This is a genomic window from Pseudoalteromonas sp. AS71 (assembly GCF_038900275.1).
In the GTDB taxonomy this organism is placed as follows: Bacteria; Pseudomonadota; Gammaproteobacteria; order Enterobacterales; family Alteromonadaceae; genus Pseudoalteromonas.
In genome coordinates this window covers 46,849-65,429 of the sequence record NZ_JBBMQZ010000019.1, presented here as the reverse complement: position 1 = coordinate 65,429, position 18,581 = coordinate 46,849, and the positions used below count along the sequence as shown (strand labels likewise).

General features: G+C 40.7%; 14 protein-coding genes. 10 read left to right on the top strand and 4 right to left on the bottom strand.

All coding sequences use genetic code 11. The features are described from left to right. The first annotated feature begins 198 nt into the window (after window positions 1-198). From WNY98_RS14850 to WNY98_RS14815, 8 genes are all read left to right on the top strand, one after another. Window positions 199-885, top strand: a complete 687-nt coding sequence (locus WNY98_RS14850; RefSeq protein ID WP_007582477.1) for a GntR family transcriptional regulator — start codon at window positions 199-201, stop codon at window positions 883-885. A 259-nt stretch (window positions 886-1,144) separates the two neighbouring features. Then, window positions 1,145-2,023, top strand: coding sequence for a methylisocitrate lyase (gene prpB / locus WNY98_RS14845; protein WP_342878262.1), 879 nt, complete (start codon window positions 1,145-1,147; stop codon window positions 2,021-2,023). Window positions 2,024-2,069: 46 nt separating this feature from the next. Beyond that, window positions 2,070-3,194: a 2-methylcitrate synthase gene (gene prpC, locus WNY98_RS14840; RefSeq protein ID WP_342878261.1), complete on the top strand. Its 1,125-nt coding sequence runs from the start codon at window positions 2,070-2,072 to the stop codon at window positions 3,192-3,194. A 129-nt stretch (window positions 3,195-3,323) separates the two neighbouring features. Beyond that, window positions 3,324-5,933: a Fe/S-dependent 2-methylisocitrate dehydratase AcnD gene (acnD, locus tag WNY98_RS14835; RefSeq protein ID WP_342878260.1), complete on the top strand. Its 2,610-nt coding sequence runs from the start codon at window positions 3,324-3,326 to the stop codon at window positions 5,931-5,933. An 11-nt stretch (window positions 5,934-5,944) separates the two neighbouring features. Continuing rightward, window positions 5,945-7,111, top strand: coding sequence for a 2-methylaconitate cis-trans isomerase PrpF (gene prpF, locus WNY98_RS14830; RefSeq protein ID WP_342878259.1), 1,167 nt, complete (start codon window positions 5,945-5,947; stop codon window positions 7,109-7,111). Between the two features lie 501 nt (window positions 7,112-7,612). Continuing rightward, on the top strand, window positions 7,613-10,642 hold the full coding sequence (locus WNY98_RS14825; RefSeq protein ID WP_342878258.1) for a hypothetical protein: 3,030 nt from the start codon (window positions 7,613-7,615) through the stop codon (window positions 10,640-10,642). Between the two features lie 62 nt (window positions 10,643-10,704). Further along, entirely contained in the window at window positions 10,705-11,796 is a 1,092-nt protein-coding gene (locus WNY98_RS14820) for a hypothetical protein (protein ID WP_165742904.1), read from the top strand. 9 nt (window positions 11,797-11,805) lie between these two features. Continuing rightward, window positions 11,806-13,686 (top strand): hypothetical protein, encoded by a 1,881-nt coding sequence (locus WNY98_RS14815; RefSeq protein ID WP_342878257.1) that lies wholly within the window; start codon window positions 11,806-11,808, stop codon window positions 13,684-13,686. 134 nt (window positions 13,687-13,820) lie between these two features. Here WNY98_RS14815 and WNY98_RS14810 read toward each other — a convergent pair whose 3' ends face one another. Together WNY98_RS14810 and WNY98_RS14805 are read right to left on the bottom strand one after the other, a co-directional pair. Then, on the bottom strand, window positions 13,821-14,462 hold the full coding sequence (locus WNY98_RS14810; protein WP_342878256.1) for a CPBP family intramembrane glutamic endopeptidase: 642 nt from the start codon (window positions 14,460-14,462) through the stop codon (window positions 13,821-13,823). A 66-nt stretch (window positions 14,463-14,528) separates the two neighbouring features. Then, on the bottom strand, window positions 14,529-15,104 hold the full coding sequence (locus tag WNY98_RS14805; protein WP_033028426.1) for an inner membrane-spanning protein YciB: 576 nt from the start codon (window positions 15,102-15,104) through the stop codon (window positions 14,529-14,531). 191 nt (window positions 15,105-15,295) lie between these two features. Here WNY98_RS14805 and WNY98_RS14800 point away from each other — a divergent pair, with 191 nt between their 5' ends. Then, window positions 15,296-15,565 carry an HU family DNA-binding protein gene (locus WNY98_RS14800; protein ID WP_182737625.1) on the top strand — a complete coding sequence of 90 codons (270 nt, stop codon included), beginning with the start codon at window positions 15,296-15,298 and terminating at the stop codon, window positions 15,563-15,565. A gap of 364 nt (window positions 15,566-15,929) precedes the next feature. Beyond that, complete coding sequence (locus tag WNY98_RS14795; protein ID WP_024595007.1) at window positions 15,930-16,508, top strand: type 1 glutamine amidotransferase domain-containing protein; 579 nt, start codon at window positions 15,930-15,932, stop codon at window positions 16,506-16,508. Window positions 16,509-16,572: 64 nt separating this feature from the next. Here WNY98_RS14795 and trpA read toward each other — a convergent pair whose 3' ends face one another. Together trpA and trpB are read right to left on the bottom strand one after the other, a co-directional pair. Then, entirely contained in the window at window positions 16,573-17,394 is an 822-nt protein-coding gene (trpA, locus tag WNY98_RS14790) for a tryptophan synthase subunit alpha (protein WP_024595006.1), read from the bottom strand. After that, window positions 17,391-18,575 carry a tryptophan synthase subunit beta gene (gene trpB / locus WNY98_RS14785; protein WP_002961582.1) on the bottom strand — a complete coding sequence of 395 codons (1,185 nt, stop codon included), beginning with the start codon at window positions 18,573-18,575 and terminating at the stop codon, window positions 17,391-17,393. The genes trpA and trpB overlap by 4 nt, the downstream gene beginning before the upstream one ends. Between the last annotated feature and the right edge of the window lie 6 nt (window positions 18,576-18,581).

Genomic DNA, 18,581 nt, shown 5'->3' with positions numbered 1-18,581 from the left:
AAACGTAACATCCAATTTATTGCTATGTCGACACTTTATTGGTTCGGCCTATTTTAAAGCGTACTTAATACGACTTTAGATCAATAGTGTCGACAATGGGTGTGTTTTTTAGTCGTTTTGATAGGCTTAAGGGTTGACATGATTTTTTAATAAGCCCATAGTAACCACATTAATTGTCGACAATCTAAAAAATAACTTATGACACACACATTTTTAAACGAAGCGCCTATAACTACCGCATCAGATCAAGTATTTGTAGATATGCGCCGTGAGATTGTTGAGGGCAGCATAGTTCAAGGCAGTAAAATATCAGAGCCTGAGCTTGCCAAACGTTATGGTGTAAGCCGTGCAACGCTTAGAGAGGCGTTAAATCGCCTAGAAAGTTGCTACCTTGTTGAGCGTAAAGCTAACGTAGGTTGCCGAGTAGTTGCCCTTACCGCTGAGCGCTTGATTGAAGTTTACCAAGTTCGTAGCTCACTTGAAGGCTTAGCATGTAGGCTTGCTGCCGACAATATGGAACCCGAAGAAGTAAAAGGCTTAAAGCAATTACTTAATCAGCACCTACAAACACAACGTGTTAAAGAGGGCGAGTCTTATTATCAAGAAGCCGGCGATTTAGATTTTCATTACCGTATTATTCAAGGCAGTAAAAACGCGCATTTAATTCATTTACTGTGTAATGAGCTTTATCAATTAATACGCATGTACCGAGTACAAATGGGCATGGTGGGGCCGCGTGTATCAAAAGCGTTTGATGAGCATTTAGCTATTATTAACGCCATTGAAAACCACGACGGCGAACTGGCCGAAATGCTTATGAAGCGACATATAAGTGCATCGCAAGCAAATATTCAAACCAAATTTGATGTATACCAATCAATATGAGTATTCGAACAATTTAACGGATTAAATCGCTCCGTAACGTCGTTAAAAATTTTTTATTTAGAACCACTAAACATAAAAATTATTGCCTAGTTACAGAACGATTTTCTTATCGTTAAATAGACCTCATACCCATACAGATTGATATTAGTCGCAAAAAAAGAAGCTGCTAAAAGCTAAGCAGAGCAGTTAAACAGTCATAATTACAGATTAAAACTATAAGTTACTCCACGTAGCAACCGTTCAAAGTGAGGAGAAAGTAATGTCAGCAGGATTAAAGTTTAAACACGCTATTGCTAATAATCACCCTTTACAAGTTGTAGGGACTATTAACGCATACACCGCGATGATGGCTGAAAAAATGGGTCACCAAGCAATTTACCTCTCAGGTGCGGGCGTGGCCAACGCTTCTTTTGGTATGCCTGACTTAGGAATGACCAGTCTTGATAATGTGCTTGAAGATATTCGTCGTATTACCGGTGCGAGCGATTTACCTTTGTTAGTTGATGCAGATACAGGTTGGGGCGGCGCATTTAATATTGCACGCACCGTTAAAGAAATGACCAAAGCCGGTGCTGCAGGTTTTCATATAGAAGATCAAGTAGCACAGAAGCGTTGTGGTCATCGTCCAAATAAAGAAATTGTTAGCCAAGACGAAATGGTTGACCGTATTAAAGCGGCGGTTGATGCAAAAACCGATAATGATTTTTATATTATGGCGCGTACCGATGCGTTTCAAAAAGAAGGATTAAACGCAGCAATTGACCGCGCAGCGGCATGTGTAGAAGCAGGGGCTGACGCTATTTTTGCCGAAGCCGTACACGACCTTGCCGATTACCAAGCATTTTCAAAAGCGATTAACGTTCCAATTTTGGCAAATATTACCGAGTTTGGTCAAACGCCTATTTATACCAAAGAGCAGTTAAGTGATGTGGGCGTTAAAATGGTGCTTTACCCATTAAGTGCGTTTAGAGCAATGAATAAAGCTGCATTAAATGTTTATTCAGCTATTTTGAATGAAGGCTCGCAACAAAGCCAAATAGAAAATATGCAAACACGTGCAGAGCTATACGACTTTTTAGATTACCACACGTACGAGAACACACTCGACACCCTTTTTTCATCAAAATCTGACAAGTAAATAAACACTAATAAAAACACACACAAATTATAGATAGGAGAAGATCATGGTCGATAAAGCATTGAGCGGCGCTGGTTTACGCGGACAAGTAGCAGGGCAAACAGCATTATGTACAGTTGGGCAAAGCGGTTCGGGGTTAACGTATTGTGGTTACGATATTAGCGAACTTGCCGAAAAAGCACAGTTTGAAGAAGTGTCTTTTTTACTTTCTCGTGGTGAGTTACCTACAACTAGCGAATTGGCAGAATATAAAGCAAAACTAAAAAGCTTACGCGGCTTACCGGATGCACTTAAAACCGTGCTTGAAAATATTCCTAAAGACGCGCATCCAATGGATGTAATGCGCACGGGTTGCTCTATGTTGGGTAACCTTGAAATGGAAAATGATTTTAGCCAAGCCAATGATGCAATCGACCGTATGGTTGCTGTGTTCCCAAGTATTATTTGTTACTGGTACCGCTTTACACACGACGGCGTACGCATCGAAACGCAAACTGACGATGACTCTGTTGGCGCACATTTTTTAACGCTGTTACATGATAAAGCCCCAAGTGAATTGTTTGCTCAAGTAATGAATGTGTCGTTAATTTTATACGCAGAGCACGAGTTTAACGCCTCTACGTTTACGGCTCGTGTGTGTGCATCAACACTCTCTGATATTCACTCTTGCGTAACCGGTGCGATTGGTACGTTACGTGGGCCATTACATGGCGGCGCCAACGAAGCGGCTATGGATATGATTCAAGGTTTTACAAGTGTTGAAGATGCTGAGCAAGAAGTAATGGGCATGCTTGAACGCAAAGACAAAATAATGGGCTTTGGCCATGCTATTTACCGCGAGTCTGATCCGCGTAACGTTATTATTAAAAAGTGGTCTGAAAAACTAGCCGATGAAGTGGGTGACCATGTGCTTTACCCTGTGTCTGTTCGCTGTGAAGAGATTATGTGGCGCGAGAAAAAACTTTTTTGTAATGCCGATTTTTTTCATGCATCTGCTTATCACTTTATGGATATTCCAACTAAATTATTTACGCCAATATTTGTAATGAGCCGTGTTACGGGCTGGACAGCACATGTAAAAGAGCAGCGCGCTAACAACCGTATTATTCGCCCAAGTGCCGATTACACTGGGCCTGACGCACGCAGTTACACACCAATAGAGTCACGTTAAAAAATGAGTGAGCACGCATGTGCTCACTTTTTTATTGCACATAGCCACTAGCGAGCAGTTTTTCTCAAACTTTTCATTAAACACGCTAGCTGTGAGCAAACACCGTCACCAAATTAGCGAACCCTTACCATGACCATAATTAATAACACCCAATACCGTAAACCTCTACCGGGCTCAAACGTCGACTATTACGATACGCAAGAAGCCGTGGATGCAATTAAGCCAGGTGCATACGCCACACTACCTTATACATCACGTGTATTTGCCGAAAACCTAGTACGCCGATGCGACCCTGCCATGTTAACCGATGCACTTAACCAGCTAATTGAGCGAAAGCAAGATTTAGATTTTCCGTGGTATCCGGCGCGCGTAGTGTGCCACGATATTTTAGGCCAAACAGCACTTGTTGATTTAGCTGGGCTTCGTGATGCAATTGCAGCAAAAGGCGGCGATCCGGCTAAAGTGAATCCGGTAGTACCTACGCAGTTAATAGTGGATCATTCACTAGCGGTAGAGCATGCCGGTTTTGATCCTGACGCATTTGAAAAAAACCGCGCCATTGAAGATAGACGAAATGACGACCGTTTTCACTTTATAAACTGGACAAAAACTGCGTTTAAAAATATTGATGTTATTCCACCGGGTAACGGCATTATGCATCAAATTAATCTTGAAAAAATGTCGCCGGTTATTCAAAACCGAGATGGCATTGCATTTCCAGATACTTTAGTTGGCACCGACAGCCACACGCCTCATGTTGATGCGCTGGGTGTTATTGCTGTGGGTGTAGGCGGGCTTGAAGCTGAAAGCGTTATGCTTGGCCGTGCTTCATATATTCGCTTGCCTGATATTGTTGGTGTTGAGCTAACAGGCAAGCGCCAACCCGGTATTACCGCAACCGATATTGTGTTAGCCATTACTGAATTTTTACGCGAGCAACGTGTTGTTTCTACTTATTTAGAGTTTTACGGTGAAGGTGCCGATGCGCTTACACTTGGCGACAGAGCAACCATTTCGAACATGACGCCTGAATTTGGCGCAACTGCCGCCATGTTTTATATCGATGATAAAACAATAGATTACTTGCGTTTAACAGGGCGTGAAGAAGAACAAATTGCCCTTGTAGAAAATTACGCAAAAACAGCAGGCCTTTGGAGCGATAGCTTAAAAACCGCAAAATATGAGCGTGTGCTTAAGTTTGATTTATCAAGCGTGGGGCGCAATATTGCGGGTCCATCTAATCCACACCGCCGTGTATCGACAAGCGATTTAGCTAAAGAAGGTATTTCGGGTGTTGTTGAAAATGAAGAAGGCTTAATGCCAGACGGCGCATGTATTATTGCCGCGATTACTAGCTGTACTAATACGAGTAATCCACGCAATGTAATTGCCGCTGCACTCCTTGCCCGTAATGCAAATGCTAAGGGTTTAATGCGCAAACCTTGGGTTAAAACTTCATTAGCACCGGGCTCAAAAGCAGTGCAATCATACCTTGAAGATGCAAACCTACTAACAGAGCTTGAGCAACTTGGCTTTGGCATTGTTGGTTTTGCGTGTACTACCTGTAATGGTATGAGCGGGGCGCTTGACCCTGAGATTCAAAAAGAAGTAATCGAACGTGATTTATACGCAACGGCTGTACTTTCTGGCAATCGTAACTTTGATGGACGCATTCATCCTTATGCTAAGCAAGCATTTTTAGCGTCACCTCCTTTAGTTGTTGCGTACGCTATTGCAGGCACTATTCGCTTTGATATTGAAAAAGGGATACTAGGGCAAGATCAACAAGGCAACGATATTACGCTTAAAGATTTATGGCCATCAGATGAAGAGATCGATGCGGTAATTAAGCAAAGCGTTAAGCCAGAGCAATTTAGAAAAGTATACGAGCCTATGTTTAATTTAACCGTAGATTACGGTGAAGATAACGATCCACTTTACGATTGGCGCCCAGAAAGTACCTACATTCGTCGTCCTCCTTATTGGGAAGGTGCACTTGCGGGTGAGCGCACTATGACTGGTATGCGCGCGCTTGCAGTACTTGGCGATAACATTACAACGGATCATTTATCGCCATCAAACGCAATTATGGCAAGCAGCGCTGCTGGCGAATACCTGACCAAAATGAACGTCCCAGAGGAAGACTATAACTCGTACGCAACGCACCGGGGCGATCATTTAACAGCGCAGCGCGCAACATTTGCAAACCCAAAACTACTTAATGAAATGGTGCTTGATGAAAACGGCGACGTTAAGCAAGGTTCTTACGCTCGCCTAGAGCCACAAGGCACTAATACCCGTATGTGGGAAGCAATCGAAGCCTACATGGAGCGTAAACAGCCGCTTATTATCGTAGCCGGTGCCGATTACGGTCAAGGTTCGTCGCGCGATTGGGCTGCAAAAGGCGTAAGACTTGCAGGCGTTGAAGTAATAGCAGCAGAGGGCTTTGAGCGTATTCACCGTACTAACTTAATTGGTATGGGGGTTTTACCGCTTGAATTTAAAGCAGGCACAACGCGTAAAACCCTAAAGCTGGATGGCAGTGAAACGTACGATGTAACGGGTGATTTAAAACCAGGCGCCACAGTTAATTTAAGCATTACCCGCAAAGACGGTGAAGTACTTACTGTGCCTATGAAATGTCGTATAGATACCCAAGAAGAGCTTTCTATTTACGCAGCTGGTGGTGTGTTACAACGCTTTGCTCAAGACTTTTTAGAAGCCACGCAATCTGCATAAGGGCAAGCATTATGTTTAAACCGCAAATTAAAGTGCCTGCAACCTATATGCGTGGCGGCACCAGTAAAGGTGTATTTTTTAATTTAACTGATTTGCCAAAGCCTGCTCAAGTAGCAGGCGAGGCGCGCGACAATTTATTACTGCGTGTTATTGGCAGCCCCGATCCGTACGGCAAACAAACGGATGGAATGGGCGGCGCTACATCAAGCACCAGTAAAACCGTAATCCTAAGTAAAAGTGAGCAAGCTGATCACGATGTTGATTACTTGTTTGGTCAAGTGGCTATAGATAAACCTTTTGTGGATTGGAGCGGTAACTGCGGCAACTTAACGTCAGCAGTCGGAGCTTTTGCCATTAGTAATGGTTTGGTCGATAAAAACCGAGTACCTAATAACGGTGTTGCTATTGTGCGTGTGTGGCAGGCTAATATTAAAAAAAGCATATTAGTGCATGTCCCTATGACCAATGGCGAAGTACAAGAAACCGGCGACTTTGAGCTCGATGGCGTTACATTTGCTGCAGCTGAAGTAAAACTTGAATTTATGGACCCCGCTGATGGCGATGGCGCGTTATTTCCAACAGGTAACGTAGTTGATGACTTAGAGGTTCCAGGTGTTGGTACTCTAAAAGCAACCATGATAAATGCAGGTATTCCTACTGTATTTATTAACGCCGCTGATATTGGTTATACCGGCACAGAGCTGCAAGACGATATAAATAACGATGTTGCAGCGCTTGAAAAGCTTGAAACCATTCGCGCTTATGGCGCCGTTAAAATGGGCTTAATCACTAACATTACTGAAGCACAGGCTCGCCAACATACGCCAAAGGTTGCGTTTGTTGCAGCGCCTTTAGATTACGCTGCATCTAGCGGTAAATTTATTGAGGCTGCCAACATTAACTTACTCGTGCGCGCAATGTCGATGGGTAAACTGCATCATGCCATGATGGGCACAGCCGCTGTAGCTATTGGCACTGCCGCAGCAATTGAAGGCACACTCGTAAATATAGCCGCTGGTGGCGGTGCATTGAGTGAAGTTAACTTTGGTCACCCGTCGGGCACGCTAAAAGTAGGTGCTGAGGCTAAAAATAATGCTGGCAACTGGCTAGTTACCAAAGCAAGTATGAGCCGAAGTGCACGTGTATTAATGGAAGGGGTTGTAAGAGTCCCTTACTAATCACTGGTGAAGTTAAGCGCAACTAAACATTTATTTTAGTTAAGCAAACAAATTTTATAAACGTTTGCTTAGCTAAAGTAAAACCTACTCACACTCGTTAGAAATAATCCTTTTTCATTAATTTTTCGAATTATCGTCTTTTTTCGCTCTCATCCACCGCATTTACTTGAAGAATATAATTAACAAACTAGATTATATGTAATATTCATTTAATAAAGTGAATATATTGTATCAATATGTGCTGGTTCTTTATGAGTGTCTATAGGTTATTGAATAATAGAGATGCTGATAAAGAAGTAGCTCATAGAATAAAGATAAATACTTCTATAAAACGTATAAATATGTAGCATAACTATATAGCTTAATGGTATTTTTAATGTTCTAGTAACAAAAGTTATGATTGTGTACTTTTTTGATGCTTTTTGAATATAAAAGCTTACATAAATCACTATCAACTAAACTAATTTCTGATACTCATTCCAGGCTATCAAGGAGAAATAAATGGTAAAGCGTACGATCAAATTTACACCTATTGCAGCTTCAGTTGCACTTACATTAGGCTTAACAGCATGTGGTTCTGATAACGACAGAAATATTCCTGTTACACCTGTAGAATCTTTCACTGCAACGGGCGATGCACAATTTAACATTGAAGTAACAGGTAAAGCAGTTAAAGGTTCAATGAAAAATGCTGTAGTAACTGTAATGACTTTAGATGCATCTGGTCAAAGCGTTCCTGTTGCATTTCGCTCAGCTGCTTCAGCAGAGGCTGAGTCTTTTTCTGAAGAAGCACTATCACAAGATGCTGCAGATGCAGCGGTAGAAGCAAGTAAAATTGCCGCTAACCCTGAAGTGCTAACTGATGAAAACGGTCGTTACAGCATCTACCTAGATGATGATTTTACTGGACCTGTTTACATTACTGTTAAAACGTCTGAAGAAGGCGATGATAGCTTTTTACGTTGTGATGCTTACGTAGGTTGTGGCACTTACGATGAAGCGCCAGAAGTTGACGACGAAAATGATGGCGATACTGATATTGAGTTTGGCGAATGGTACAAAACTGACCTAGAGCTTTCTGTTGTTAAGTTTATTCCAGCTGTTGAAGCAGATACATCTGGAGCGAGCGGTGCAGCTGGCGATGCCAATGTTTTAGGTTCTTATAAAGCTAATGTTACTTTTTTAACATCGTTAGTGGCGGGTCTTCTTCTTGACTCAGGTTCAAGTGTAGATGAAGACGCTATTGCTACAGCTAGCTTAAACACTGTTGTACAAGTAATGGGTCAAGACGCAGCACTTTTACTTTCTGCTATTATTGGCGATTTATCTAACGGCGGCGCTGTAGATTTAAGCAATGTTGATGGCGAAGAAGAACTTACTGACGGTATTTTAGCAATTGCACAGCTTTCATCTTCAATTCAAGGTTTACCTTCAATTGGTGATGTAATGAGCAGCATTAAAGCTGGTATTAAATCAGGCCAGTTTAAAGGTAATACTGACGCTGGCATTGCTGCAATAGCTACAATGTTACAAACAGCAATTACAAATACTGCAAACATTTTTGTTGCTGTAGCAACGGGTGATGAAACTGCAATTGAAAACGCTTTAAAAGCGGCATTCTCTATTAACAACCCTAATGCAACACAAGCACAAATTGATGCGTTTGCCGCTAATTCAGTAGGTATTGCTAAAAAAGCAAAAGCAGCTAAAGACAAAGCTGTTAAAAATGGTGCAGCAACTGATGCCGGCCTTGCAGCCGCTGCAGTAAAAGTTAAAAAAGCACTAGAAGTAATTGGTTGTACTGGTGCAGAGTGTACAGTTGGAGATGATTTTTATACAGCTCTAGCAGCTGCTTTAACAGTAGAAGTTACAGCTTCACAAACTGCACTTACTGCATTAGAAATGGATATTGAAACAGCTCAAAGTTCACTTGCTGATGTTCAAGCAATGGGTGGCGATGCTCTTACAGCTGATAACGCAGCTGCATTTGTAAGCGCTGTAACATTACTGAAAAATGAAGCTGCTACTGCTGGTTTAACAGCTAAAGCGGGTTCTATTTTTGTTAAATCACAAGGTTATGTAACTGCTGCAAAAGCGTTAGTTACTCAAAGCTCTGATTACCAACAGATTCTTGATTCTGCAACGTCTTTACAAACAGATGCAGGTGTTGCTGTAACTGACACCGTTGCATACGACGCTGCATTAGCTGCACTAGTAGCGGAAGCAGAAGCAGCGATTGAAACGTTTGATATTGCTCTTGCTGCTGCAAAACTAGTTGCTGAAGACACTGCAGACGTTGCTGATGAGAAAAAATCAGCAGCAGACACAGCTGAAGCAGCTTCTACAAGCGCACTTGCTAACGCAGAAGGTGCAATGGTAGATACAGCCGCAAACGCAACTGAAGCTCTTGAGCTTGCTATGACTGCTGTTACTGCTGCGTCTGATTTTGCTGCTGCTGTTGATGCACTTGAAATTGCTATTGAGCAAGCACTTGTTGCTGCTAATGCTTACCTAGACCTTGAAGGCGAAGGCGCACAAGCAATGATTGATGCGCTTACAGCTATGCAAACAGCTGCTGTAGCTCAAGGTGAACTAGCTAGCGAGCAATTTGTAACAGCTTATAACCTACAACTTGTTGCTGAAGCGGCGGTTGCTAAACTTGAAGTACTAACTTCTGTTAAAGCTACATCAGAGTCATTATCGACTATGACTGTGCTTACTAACACTGGCGGTCAAGCGGTTATCGATGCAGCAGATGTTCTTGCTGACGTAATTGATGAACTAGCTGAAATGGGTAACTCAGGTGAAGGTACTTCTACTCGTCAACCTGATTGGTCATATAACTATGACTTAGATGCGTTAGTTTTAGAATTAGAGAACGAAACTACCGGTGAAATGATCAGTGCTTCAGCTTCATACCAAGGCGAGCAATTAGTTGTTGCTTGGGGCGCTACATTAATGGGTGAAAATGACGCAACTGTTTCACTTGTTACTGCTGATACACAAGCACAAGCACTTGAAGATTGTGTTGATTTTGCTGCAGGCACAATTGATGCTACTCAAATTGATTCATGTTTAATATTCACATTTGACGGTGCAGTAAATGCTGATAATGTAGATGATGCAGAAATCTTAATGACTGAAACCACTAACCATGTTGAAATCATGGATGGCGATTCTGGCTTTACTGGTATGTTAAGTCTTACTGCTGATGATGCAACAGATTCAGGCTCTATTACATTAGAGGGTGTTTCTGGTGATGTAGACTTTAAAGTAATGACTACATTCATCGACAGCGACATGGAAGAAGCAAGTGCTTTAGATATTACAGTAAATAATGCAATGGGTTACACATTGTCTATTACTGGTAATGAAAGTGCAGGTTACACTGGTGACGTTATGGCTATGTACAATGAGATGATGATGTCTTTTGGTACTGCAGCTAAAACAACTAATGGTCTTTCAATTACTTACATTGATGGTGATGTAGTTGATTACACTGATGTTGATTTAATTGATTCATCTAAGTAATATTTAAACTATAAAAGGGGAAAGCAGCGCTTTTCCCTTTTTTTATAGAAAGCGATTAAATTATGAAAAAAAAAATTCTCTTGTTAGGATTTTCAACAGCTTTTATTTCTCCTCTTGCTTCCGCAGATAACCAATTTCAAATATTTACTCATTTTGACGCAGAAATTTATACTGAAGCACAACCAGTACAAGCCTTTGTAGATGATTTTGATGCACCATTAAAATCGGGTGACAGTGCATTTACCTATAATATTTTTGAAGTGGGTGTTGGCTACGGTAATTTTAAGGTAGGTTTACAAAGTCGTTATGACTATGTTCTTAACTTTGATCCTGATACAGCTAAATATACTCATACCGAAAAGAATGACTTAGAGTTTGAAGATAGATTTTATACCTATTACCTCGATGCTAAACAAGCAACGTCTAATGGTGTATTCGTATCTTATGATTTTAAATTTTTAGATAAAAATGCATTAACAATAACACCTAAGCTTTCTGTTTTTGCCAGCTCACACTATCAAGATGCCACTGTAAATGGTGAGATTTTTAGTGATGAAGTTGAAGGTGCTGTAACTGTCGATTACAACTTTTCAAAAGATATTTTATTTAAAGAATTTACACCTTCACAAAAGCCTGAAGGGCTAGGCTATAGCCTAGATATTTTTGCCGATTGGCAAGTAAATGATGAGCTTAAAGTTGGTTTTAGCGTAAAAGATTTGCTGTATAAAACAGAGTACGAAGACAGCGGCTCTGTAAAGGGTCAAACGACTGAAATTCCATTTAGCGAAGATGATAACGGCGATATTATTACTCAGCCAACAGTTTCATTAAAAACATCTGCATTTGGAAATACGGTATCTCATGATTTCGAAATGGAAATGCGACTACAAGCATTTGCCGATTATAGAATAAACGACCGATTCTCAACTCAGTTAACTTTAAAACGTTACGATAAAGACACGTTTAGCCAATTAAAAGGCCGTATTCACTTTTGGGATCATTGGCGAGTACAAGCAGGCTACGAAACAAAAAGCGAAGCATTTTTAGTTGGTATAGAAAACGAATATTTTGGTCTTAATTTACAAACTGATAGCCTAGATTTAGATAAAGCCTATTATGCGAATGTGAATTGGTACGTGAACATTAAGTTTTAAGGAATGAAGATGTTAAAACAAATTATACCTTTAGGGGTCGCTATTGCATTGGCAGGTTGTGGTTCTTCATCAGACAGTGACAGTTCAGAATCTGTTGCAGTGAGTGAAATTGCTACATCTTCTTCTGTGAGTTTTTATGTATCTAATTGGCAATCACCACAGGGCACGCTTAATGTTTTAGATAGCGATGGGGTGGTGCAAGAATCAATTGAAGTCGAAAACATCAATACTGCGAGTGTAAGTGTAACTCCACTTACTTTTAATAGTTTTGAGTTTATACCTAGCGATACAGCTCTACCTTGTCCGCGATTTACAGGGTGTGGCAGAACTGTGCGTGGTGATGTAAATGACTTAAACGCAAACCGGTTAATTGACTACCAAGAATTGACAACCGTTACCCTTAATTACAAAGCGGATGCATTTAGTGCACCGGGTGTAAATAAGGTTTATTTATCGCCATTGAGTAAAGCAATTACAGAAGAAGGCTTTAGTGCTACACAGGCGAGTTTATCAGCCACGCCTTTTTATCATTTAACGCACAGTAATTTAAATGCAAGTGTTGAAGCAGAAATGGTGACAAATGCCTTCACCTACGCGGCAATTTTAGCTGGTGTTGCTGATAGTTCGTTTAGTGTTGAAAGTGCTTTTAATGCATTTACTAACTTGGAGACTGACCAGCAAGCATGGCAAGATTACAGCGACTTAGCAGCGCAGTATGTTACAGACAACTTATTTAGCGACCAAGGTAATGCTTTGCTGAAAAATGTAGCTGGTCAAGTTAAGCAAACGATTGCAAGTGTAACTACATTTGCAAATTGGCAGGCTCGCTCAGCAGAAGTGCAAAGCTTAGACTCAAGAGAGTTACTTGTTGATACGCGAAATATAATTGGTGTTGCAAGACTTCAAGAAAAAAGCTATTCAGATGAATTAGACGCAAAATTTACTGAGCTTGAAGGTGCGTTTGATGAAGATACACAAAGAACCCTTGATGCACTTAGTAATGCTTTAAACGAAGTTATCACAAATTATTCACCACTAGCTGATGGCTCTACACCATCAGGGCAATATAAGCTTCGTGATTTAGATATTGATTACAACCAATCACCTTATACTTGGGCTATTACTGGCACATATGATGAGTTACCTATAACCATTGATTTATCAATTCCAACTTTCAGAGTAAGTGGTGTATTAGGTAATAAAATCGAAGGTGTAATGAGCGCAACGGTCACAAATGGTACTACGGTATTAAGTGTGGATGTAAGTGAGTTGCTGATTGAGTTTGATGGCATAGATGCTCAAAGTGAATTAAACCCAGAAGCCGATACGGGTATTACACAGGTAACCACCAACGTAATTATCAATAAAGCCGCAGGTAAACTCGAAGGTGATTTATCAGTAAACTTAAATCGTTTTGTTAATTCACTAGGTGAGGAGTCAACCACGTTATCTACTTTTGATTTTAATGGTGGTTACGTAAGCGACATTCAAAACACTGCATTTCATATCACAGCAGTAGAGGCTTCGCCTTTTGTTGGTGAAGATAATGACGATTTAGCATTTACTTTTGAATTAGATTTTCCATTGAGTGGTGCAAGCGATTTTAAATTTGCGTACGTAGGCGATGTGGAAAACCTATCAGAACTTACCTCTACAGATATATTTGTTAGCATACAAAATCGCGCGTTAGATTTACGTATTCGTGATGTTAGTGGCAACATTAATCTAATAGCGAAAGGCGAAAATGGACGTTGGTTAGATGTAAAGCAAAAGGGCCGTAATTACAGTGGCGGTTTATATTTTGGTGATACTAAACTAGCTGATGTTACTGCGGTACGTGGTATTCCTGGTGTTTTGTTTCCAAATGGTGAGTTTGAGTCGTTATTTTAACCATTAGATTAAATAGTTAAAAACTCAGCATATGCCTTACAGCTCAGCGCTTTTTGCGATGAGTGAAGTGTTTTTATAACTATTCGAAATCCGGTATTAGTTTTCTAGTATCGGATTTTTTAATGTTTGTTATATTAGTTAAATGCGCCTGAATCGAGGTAGCTGCCAATCCCGAGTGTAAACATCCATAGCCCCCATAAGCTGTGTTCAATAACACACACGACCGTTGATCGGCTTTGTGCGTAGGTATACGCAAACAGTAAACCGCCCAAAAAGGCTAAGGCTACTGCAATCCAATTTGCATACACTATATGCGCCAACGCAAATACACTCGCACTGACTGCAATACGCACTGCTTTTTTTGGCATGATGCGTTTATAACGATGAAAAAAATACGTTCGGAATATTAATTCTTGAGGAATAACCGACAGTATTGGATACAGCACCAGCAGTAAAAGCCAATCATTAAACGAGTTACGGGGAAGGGTAAACCAGTTGCCTTGATGAATAATCCCATAAAACATGCCTGAGAACAGCGCACCTAAAAAAAAGAAGCTAAACACACGCCTTTTAACAGCAGAAAATTGCCCAAGGCTTGTGAGTCTAAACCGTTTAAAATGGGGATCGCCTAGTAGCAACATACAACACACACTCATAAGTATAATAAGCGCAGGGATAAGCCAATTAGCTAAATGCTCGCGTAATCCAAAACCCAACAAGGGCAGTAATATAAAAATGAGGGTAAATTCAAACCAGCGGTATTGGTTAGCGTTCAAGGTCGTCTCAACTTGCTTTTTTTAATAAGCTAACAAGCTAAGACGACACTTTTATGACGAGGGGGCTTACTTTGCTGTTTCCTCTTCATCAGGGAGGTATTTGTACAAGGCAATAATGGTGGCAAAAATGCTTACAAAAGTAATACCCATTAAACCAAACACTTTAAAGTTAACCCAAAAATCGAGCGAAAAATTGTATGCAATATAAATGTTTAGTGCCGCTATACCAGCAGTTATAACAACCCACATTAGGTTAAGCTTATCCCATAATGGTTCTGGGACAACAATGGCTTGCTTTGTATCATTAGCGTTTTCGAGGATTGAGCTAAGCGCTTTTTTAACGAGATTTTTATTAAGTACATAACGGCTAACAAGTAACGTTAAACTTAAACCTGCATATATCAGTGTTGCTTTCCATTTAATGTATTGCTCATCATGAAGTACCAGCGTTAGCGTACCAAACACGGCAGCAATGCCAAAAAATATCCAATGACGAGTAGGTACATTGCCATGTTTAAAGTAGCTATAAGCAACCTGAATAAGCGTAGTGGCCATCAATAAACCGGTAGCCCAATAAATATCGACGAGTTTAAACACTGCAAAAAACAGTATGAGTGGAATGTATTCAATTAATGCGTGCATATACTACCTAAATTATACAAAAAAGAGTCAAAGGCTTTTTACCACATAAAGCTTAGCAACTACAAGGTTGACTTGTTGCCCTGTAACCCTTAGCCTGCGTGGCTTTATTACCAATTTGGTTTGGTATTTTTCATATCATCATATTCCCACGCTTAACCAACACTGATTTGGCGTGTATTTAGGAGCCTAAAATGAATAAAGCAGAACTCGTTGCTGCCATTGCACACAAAAGTGAATTAACAAAAAAAGATTCTCAAGCGGCACTTTCAAGCTTGCAAAAAGTCATTACTAAATCGCTTTCTGAGGGCGATCAAGTTCAAATTAATGGCTTTGGTACCTTTGCGCTAAGTTATTACCCAGCGCGTACTGGGCGTAACCCACAAACAGGGGATGCAATTGAAATAGAAGGCGCAAATAAAGCGGTTTTTAAACCAGCTAAGGCGTTAAAAGATCTGCTTTAAATAGCATTACTTAGCTTGGTCGTTGATTGAGCTTTGCGTGGAGTTATTAAACATAAAATTATGGGCTTTGCCCATCACGCCAACAAGTTGTGCGTCTACAAAATAAACATAATGCCGAGCGTTAGTTGTAGGCGTTGAGCTTGCTCACGCGAGAAGCGAAGCTTCTGTATTTAAATCACCGAGTATCAAAGCCGTGTTTATATCTCCTCTATGTACATTATTCATAATCTCTAAATAATTTACATGGCATTATAAATCCTACTTAAATTAAATCCTTTATTTTCAATTGCTTGTTATCGGCACGCATCGTGCTTTTTTGATTGTGTATTTTAAATATACCTTTTAAGAAAATAAGGAGATCTCAATGAGTACATTACAAACAAGCACACGTTTACAAGGCAAAAAAATCGCAATTTTAGCCACTGATGGGTTTGAGCAAAGTGAGCTTTTATCTCCACGCAGCGCATTACTTGATGCTGGTGCGAACATCGAAATAGTATCAATTAAAGAAGGCCAAATTACTGGCTGGGATGAAGACAAGTGGGGCGATAAAGTAACAGTAGATAAACTAGTTACAAACGCGGATCCTGCTGATTACGACGCGCTTATGCTTCCTGGTGGTTTATTTAATCCAGACAGTTTACGCCAAGATAAAGATGCTAAAGCATTTATTGATGGCTTTTTTGGCGCAGAAAAAAACAAACCCGTTGCTGCTATTTGCCACGCACCGTGGTTATTAGCTGAAATTAATAAATTGCGCGACCGCACTATTACTTCTTTTCCTAGTATTAAAAGCGATTTAATTAATGCAGGTGCTAATTGGGTTGACCAAGAAGTATGTGTAGACCAAGGTTTGGTAACAAGCCGAAGCCCAGCTGATTTAGAAGCATTTAATGCTAAATTTATTGAAGAGATTTTAGAGGGTAAACACCAAGCTCACTAATTTGCTTTTAAAAAACAAAAAAGGGCATTTAATTGCCCTTTTTTAATGCGTAAATTTACACTTTTTATAATGCGGTTGCGGCTTTCATTTCACTAACAAATGCTTTTAACTGCGTTGTCATTGCGTCTAAATCGTTAAGGTTAGCTTCAATAATTTTAACTACAGCAGAGCCTGAAATAGCACCTGCTGCGCCTGCATTAAGTGCCGCTTTTACATCATCTGGCGTTGAAATACCAAATCCTAAAAGAGCAGGAGCTGCATGGTATTCTTTTAATTTAGTAACAATATTACCCGCTGGCATTTGTGCTTTTGTATCGGTACCGGTAACACCAGCGCGCGATAGTAAATACGTATAACCACGACCGTAAGAGGCGCATTGGCGAAGAGTGTCGTCATCTGCATTAGGTGTGGCAATAAAAATTGGGTCTACACCGTTATCCATTGCTGACTTTCTAAATATTTTAGATTCATGCAGAGGCACGTCAGCCACTAAAATAGAGTCTACACCTACCGCTTTTGCATCTTTGTAAAATGCTTCTATGCCGCGCTTAAAAACAAGGTTTGAGTAAAGCAATAATCCAATTGGAATATCGGCGTTATACTCGCGTATCTCTTTAATAACATCAAAGCAATCTTGCGTGTTAATGTGCACATCAAGTGCGCGAATATTTGCTTTTTGAATTACAGGGCCATCCGCAATCGGATCAGAAAACGGAATACCAAGCTCAAGTGCATCAGCGCCGCCGTCAATTAGGCTTTTAATAATCGCAACACTTTGCTCTTTACCTGGGTCGCCAATTGTTACAAATGGTACAAACGCACCTTGTTTTTTCTCGTTAAGCGCTGCAAACATTTTGCCGTAACGATCCGTTTTTACTTGGCTCATAGCTGACCTCTTTCAGATAGTACATTGTGAACGTGTGCTAAATCTTTATCGCCACGACCACTTAAATTAATAACTAAAACGCTTTCCTCGGTTTGCTCTTCTGCATACTTAAGTGCATAAGCAAGCGCATGGCTTGATTCAAGCGCCGGAATGATCCCTTCGTTTTTAGCAAGTGATTGAAACGCATCAAGCGCTTCTGTATCTGTGATACCCACGTATTGCGCTCGACCGGTTTCGTGTAAAAATGCGTGCTGAGGACCAACCGCAGGATAATCAAGACCCGCTGATACAGAGTAAGACTCTTCAATTTGGCCATCGTCGTTTTGCATAATGTACGTGTAAGTACCGTGTAATATACCTTTAGTGCCTTTACAAATTGTTGCACCGTGCTCATTTGTATCAAGCCCTTTCCCAGCAGGCTCAACACCAATTAATTTAACGCCTGGCTCGTCAATAAAGTCGGTGAACATACCAATTGCGTTTGAACCACCACCAACACAGGCAATTACAGCGTCAGGTAAACGACCTTCGGCTTTAAGTACTTGTTGTTTAGCTTCTTCACCAATAACTTTTTGATACTCACGTACAATTGTTGGGAATGGGTGAGGACCAGCAGCTGTGCCTAGTAGGTAGTGCGCGTCTTGATAATTAGCTGACCAGTCACGCAGGGCTTCATTTACTGCATCTTTTAATGTGCCAGAACCCGCTGTTACCGGAATAACCTCTGCGCCCATTAACTTCATTCTAAATACGTTTGGTTGCTGACGTTCAACGTCTTTTGCGCCCATATAAATTCGACATTTTAAACCCAGTAATGCACATGCAAGCGCGGTTGCAACGCCGTGTTGGCCTGCGCCTGTTTCAGCAATTACTTGTTTTTTACCCATGCGCTTAGTAAGTAACGCTTGGCCAAGTACTTGGTTGGTTTTATGTGCGCCGCCGTGTAATAAGTCTTCACGCTTTAGATACAGTTTTACTTTTGGGTTTTTAACTAAATTGCGCGTTAAAGTAAGTGGGGTAGGACGACCCGCATACTCGTTTAATAATTTACTTAGCTCAGCCTGAAACTCAGGATCTTTTTGTGCTTTGTTAAATTCGTTTTCTAACTGCTTAAGCGCAGGGACAAGTAACTCGGGTACAAACATACCGCCAAACTCGCCAAAATAAGCTGGATTTTGCATTTTAAC

Coding starts and splice junctions, on each gene's coding strand:
- WNY98_RS14800 (WP_182737625.1), top strand. CDS start 15,296: ATGAATAAAGCAGAACTCGTTGCTGCCATTGCACACAAAAGTGAATTA.
- trpA (WP_024595006.1), bottom strand. CDS start 17,394: ATGAGCCAAGTAAAAACGGATCGTTACGGCAAAATGTTTGCAGCGCTT.
- prpC (WP_342878261.1), top strand. CDS start 2,070: ATGGTCGATAAAGCATTGAGCGGCGCTGGTTTACGCGGACAAGTAGCA.
- WNY98_RS14850 (WP_007582477.1), top strand. CDS start 199: ATGACACACACATTTTTAAACGAAGCGCCTATAACTACCGCATCAGAT.
- prpB (WP_342878262.1), top strand. CDS start 1,145: ATGTCAGCAGGATTAAAGTTTAAACACGCTATTGCTAATAATCACCCT.
- WNY98_RS14795 (WP_024595007.1), top strand. CDS start 15,930: ATGAGTACATTACAAACAAGCACACGTTTACAAGGCAAAAAAATCGCA.
- WNY98_RS14815 (WP_342878257.1), top strand. CDS start 11,806: ATGTTAAAACAAATTATACCTTTAGGGGTCGCTATTGCATTGGCAGGT.
- prpF (WP_342878259.1), top strand. CDS start 5,945: ATGTTTAAACCGCAAATTAAAGTGCCTGCAACCTATATGCGTGGCGGC.
- WNY98_RS14825 (WP_342878258.1), top strand. CDS start 7,613: ATGGTAAAGCGTACGATCAAATTTACACCTATTGCAGCTTCAGTTGCA.
- acnD (WP_342878260.1), top strand. CDS start 3,324: ATGACCATAATTAATAACACCCAATACCGTAAACCTCTACCGGGCTCA.
- trpB (WP_002961582.1), bottom strand. CDS start 18,575: ATGCAAAATCCAGCTTATTTTGGCGAGTTTGGCGGTATGTTTGTACCC.
- WNY98_RS14805 (WP_033028426.1), bottom strand. CDS start 15,104: ATGCACGCATTAATTGAATACATTCCACTCATACTGTTTTTTGCAGTG.
- WNY98_RS14820 (WP_165742904.1), top strand. CDS start 10,705: ATGAAAAAAAAAATTCTCTTGTTAGGATTTTCAACAGCTTTTATTTCT.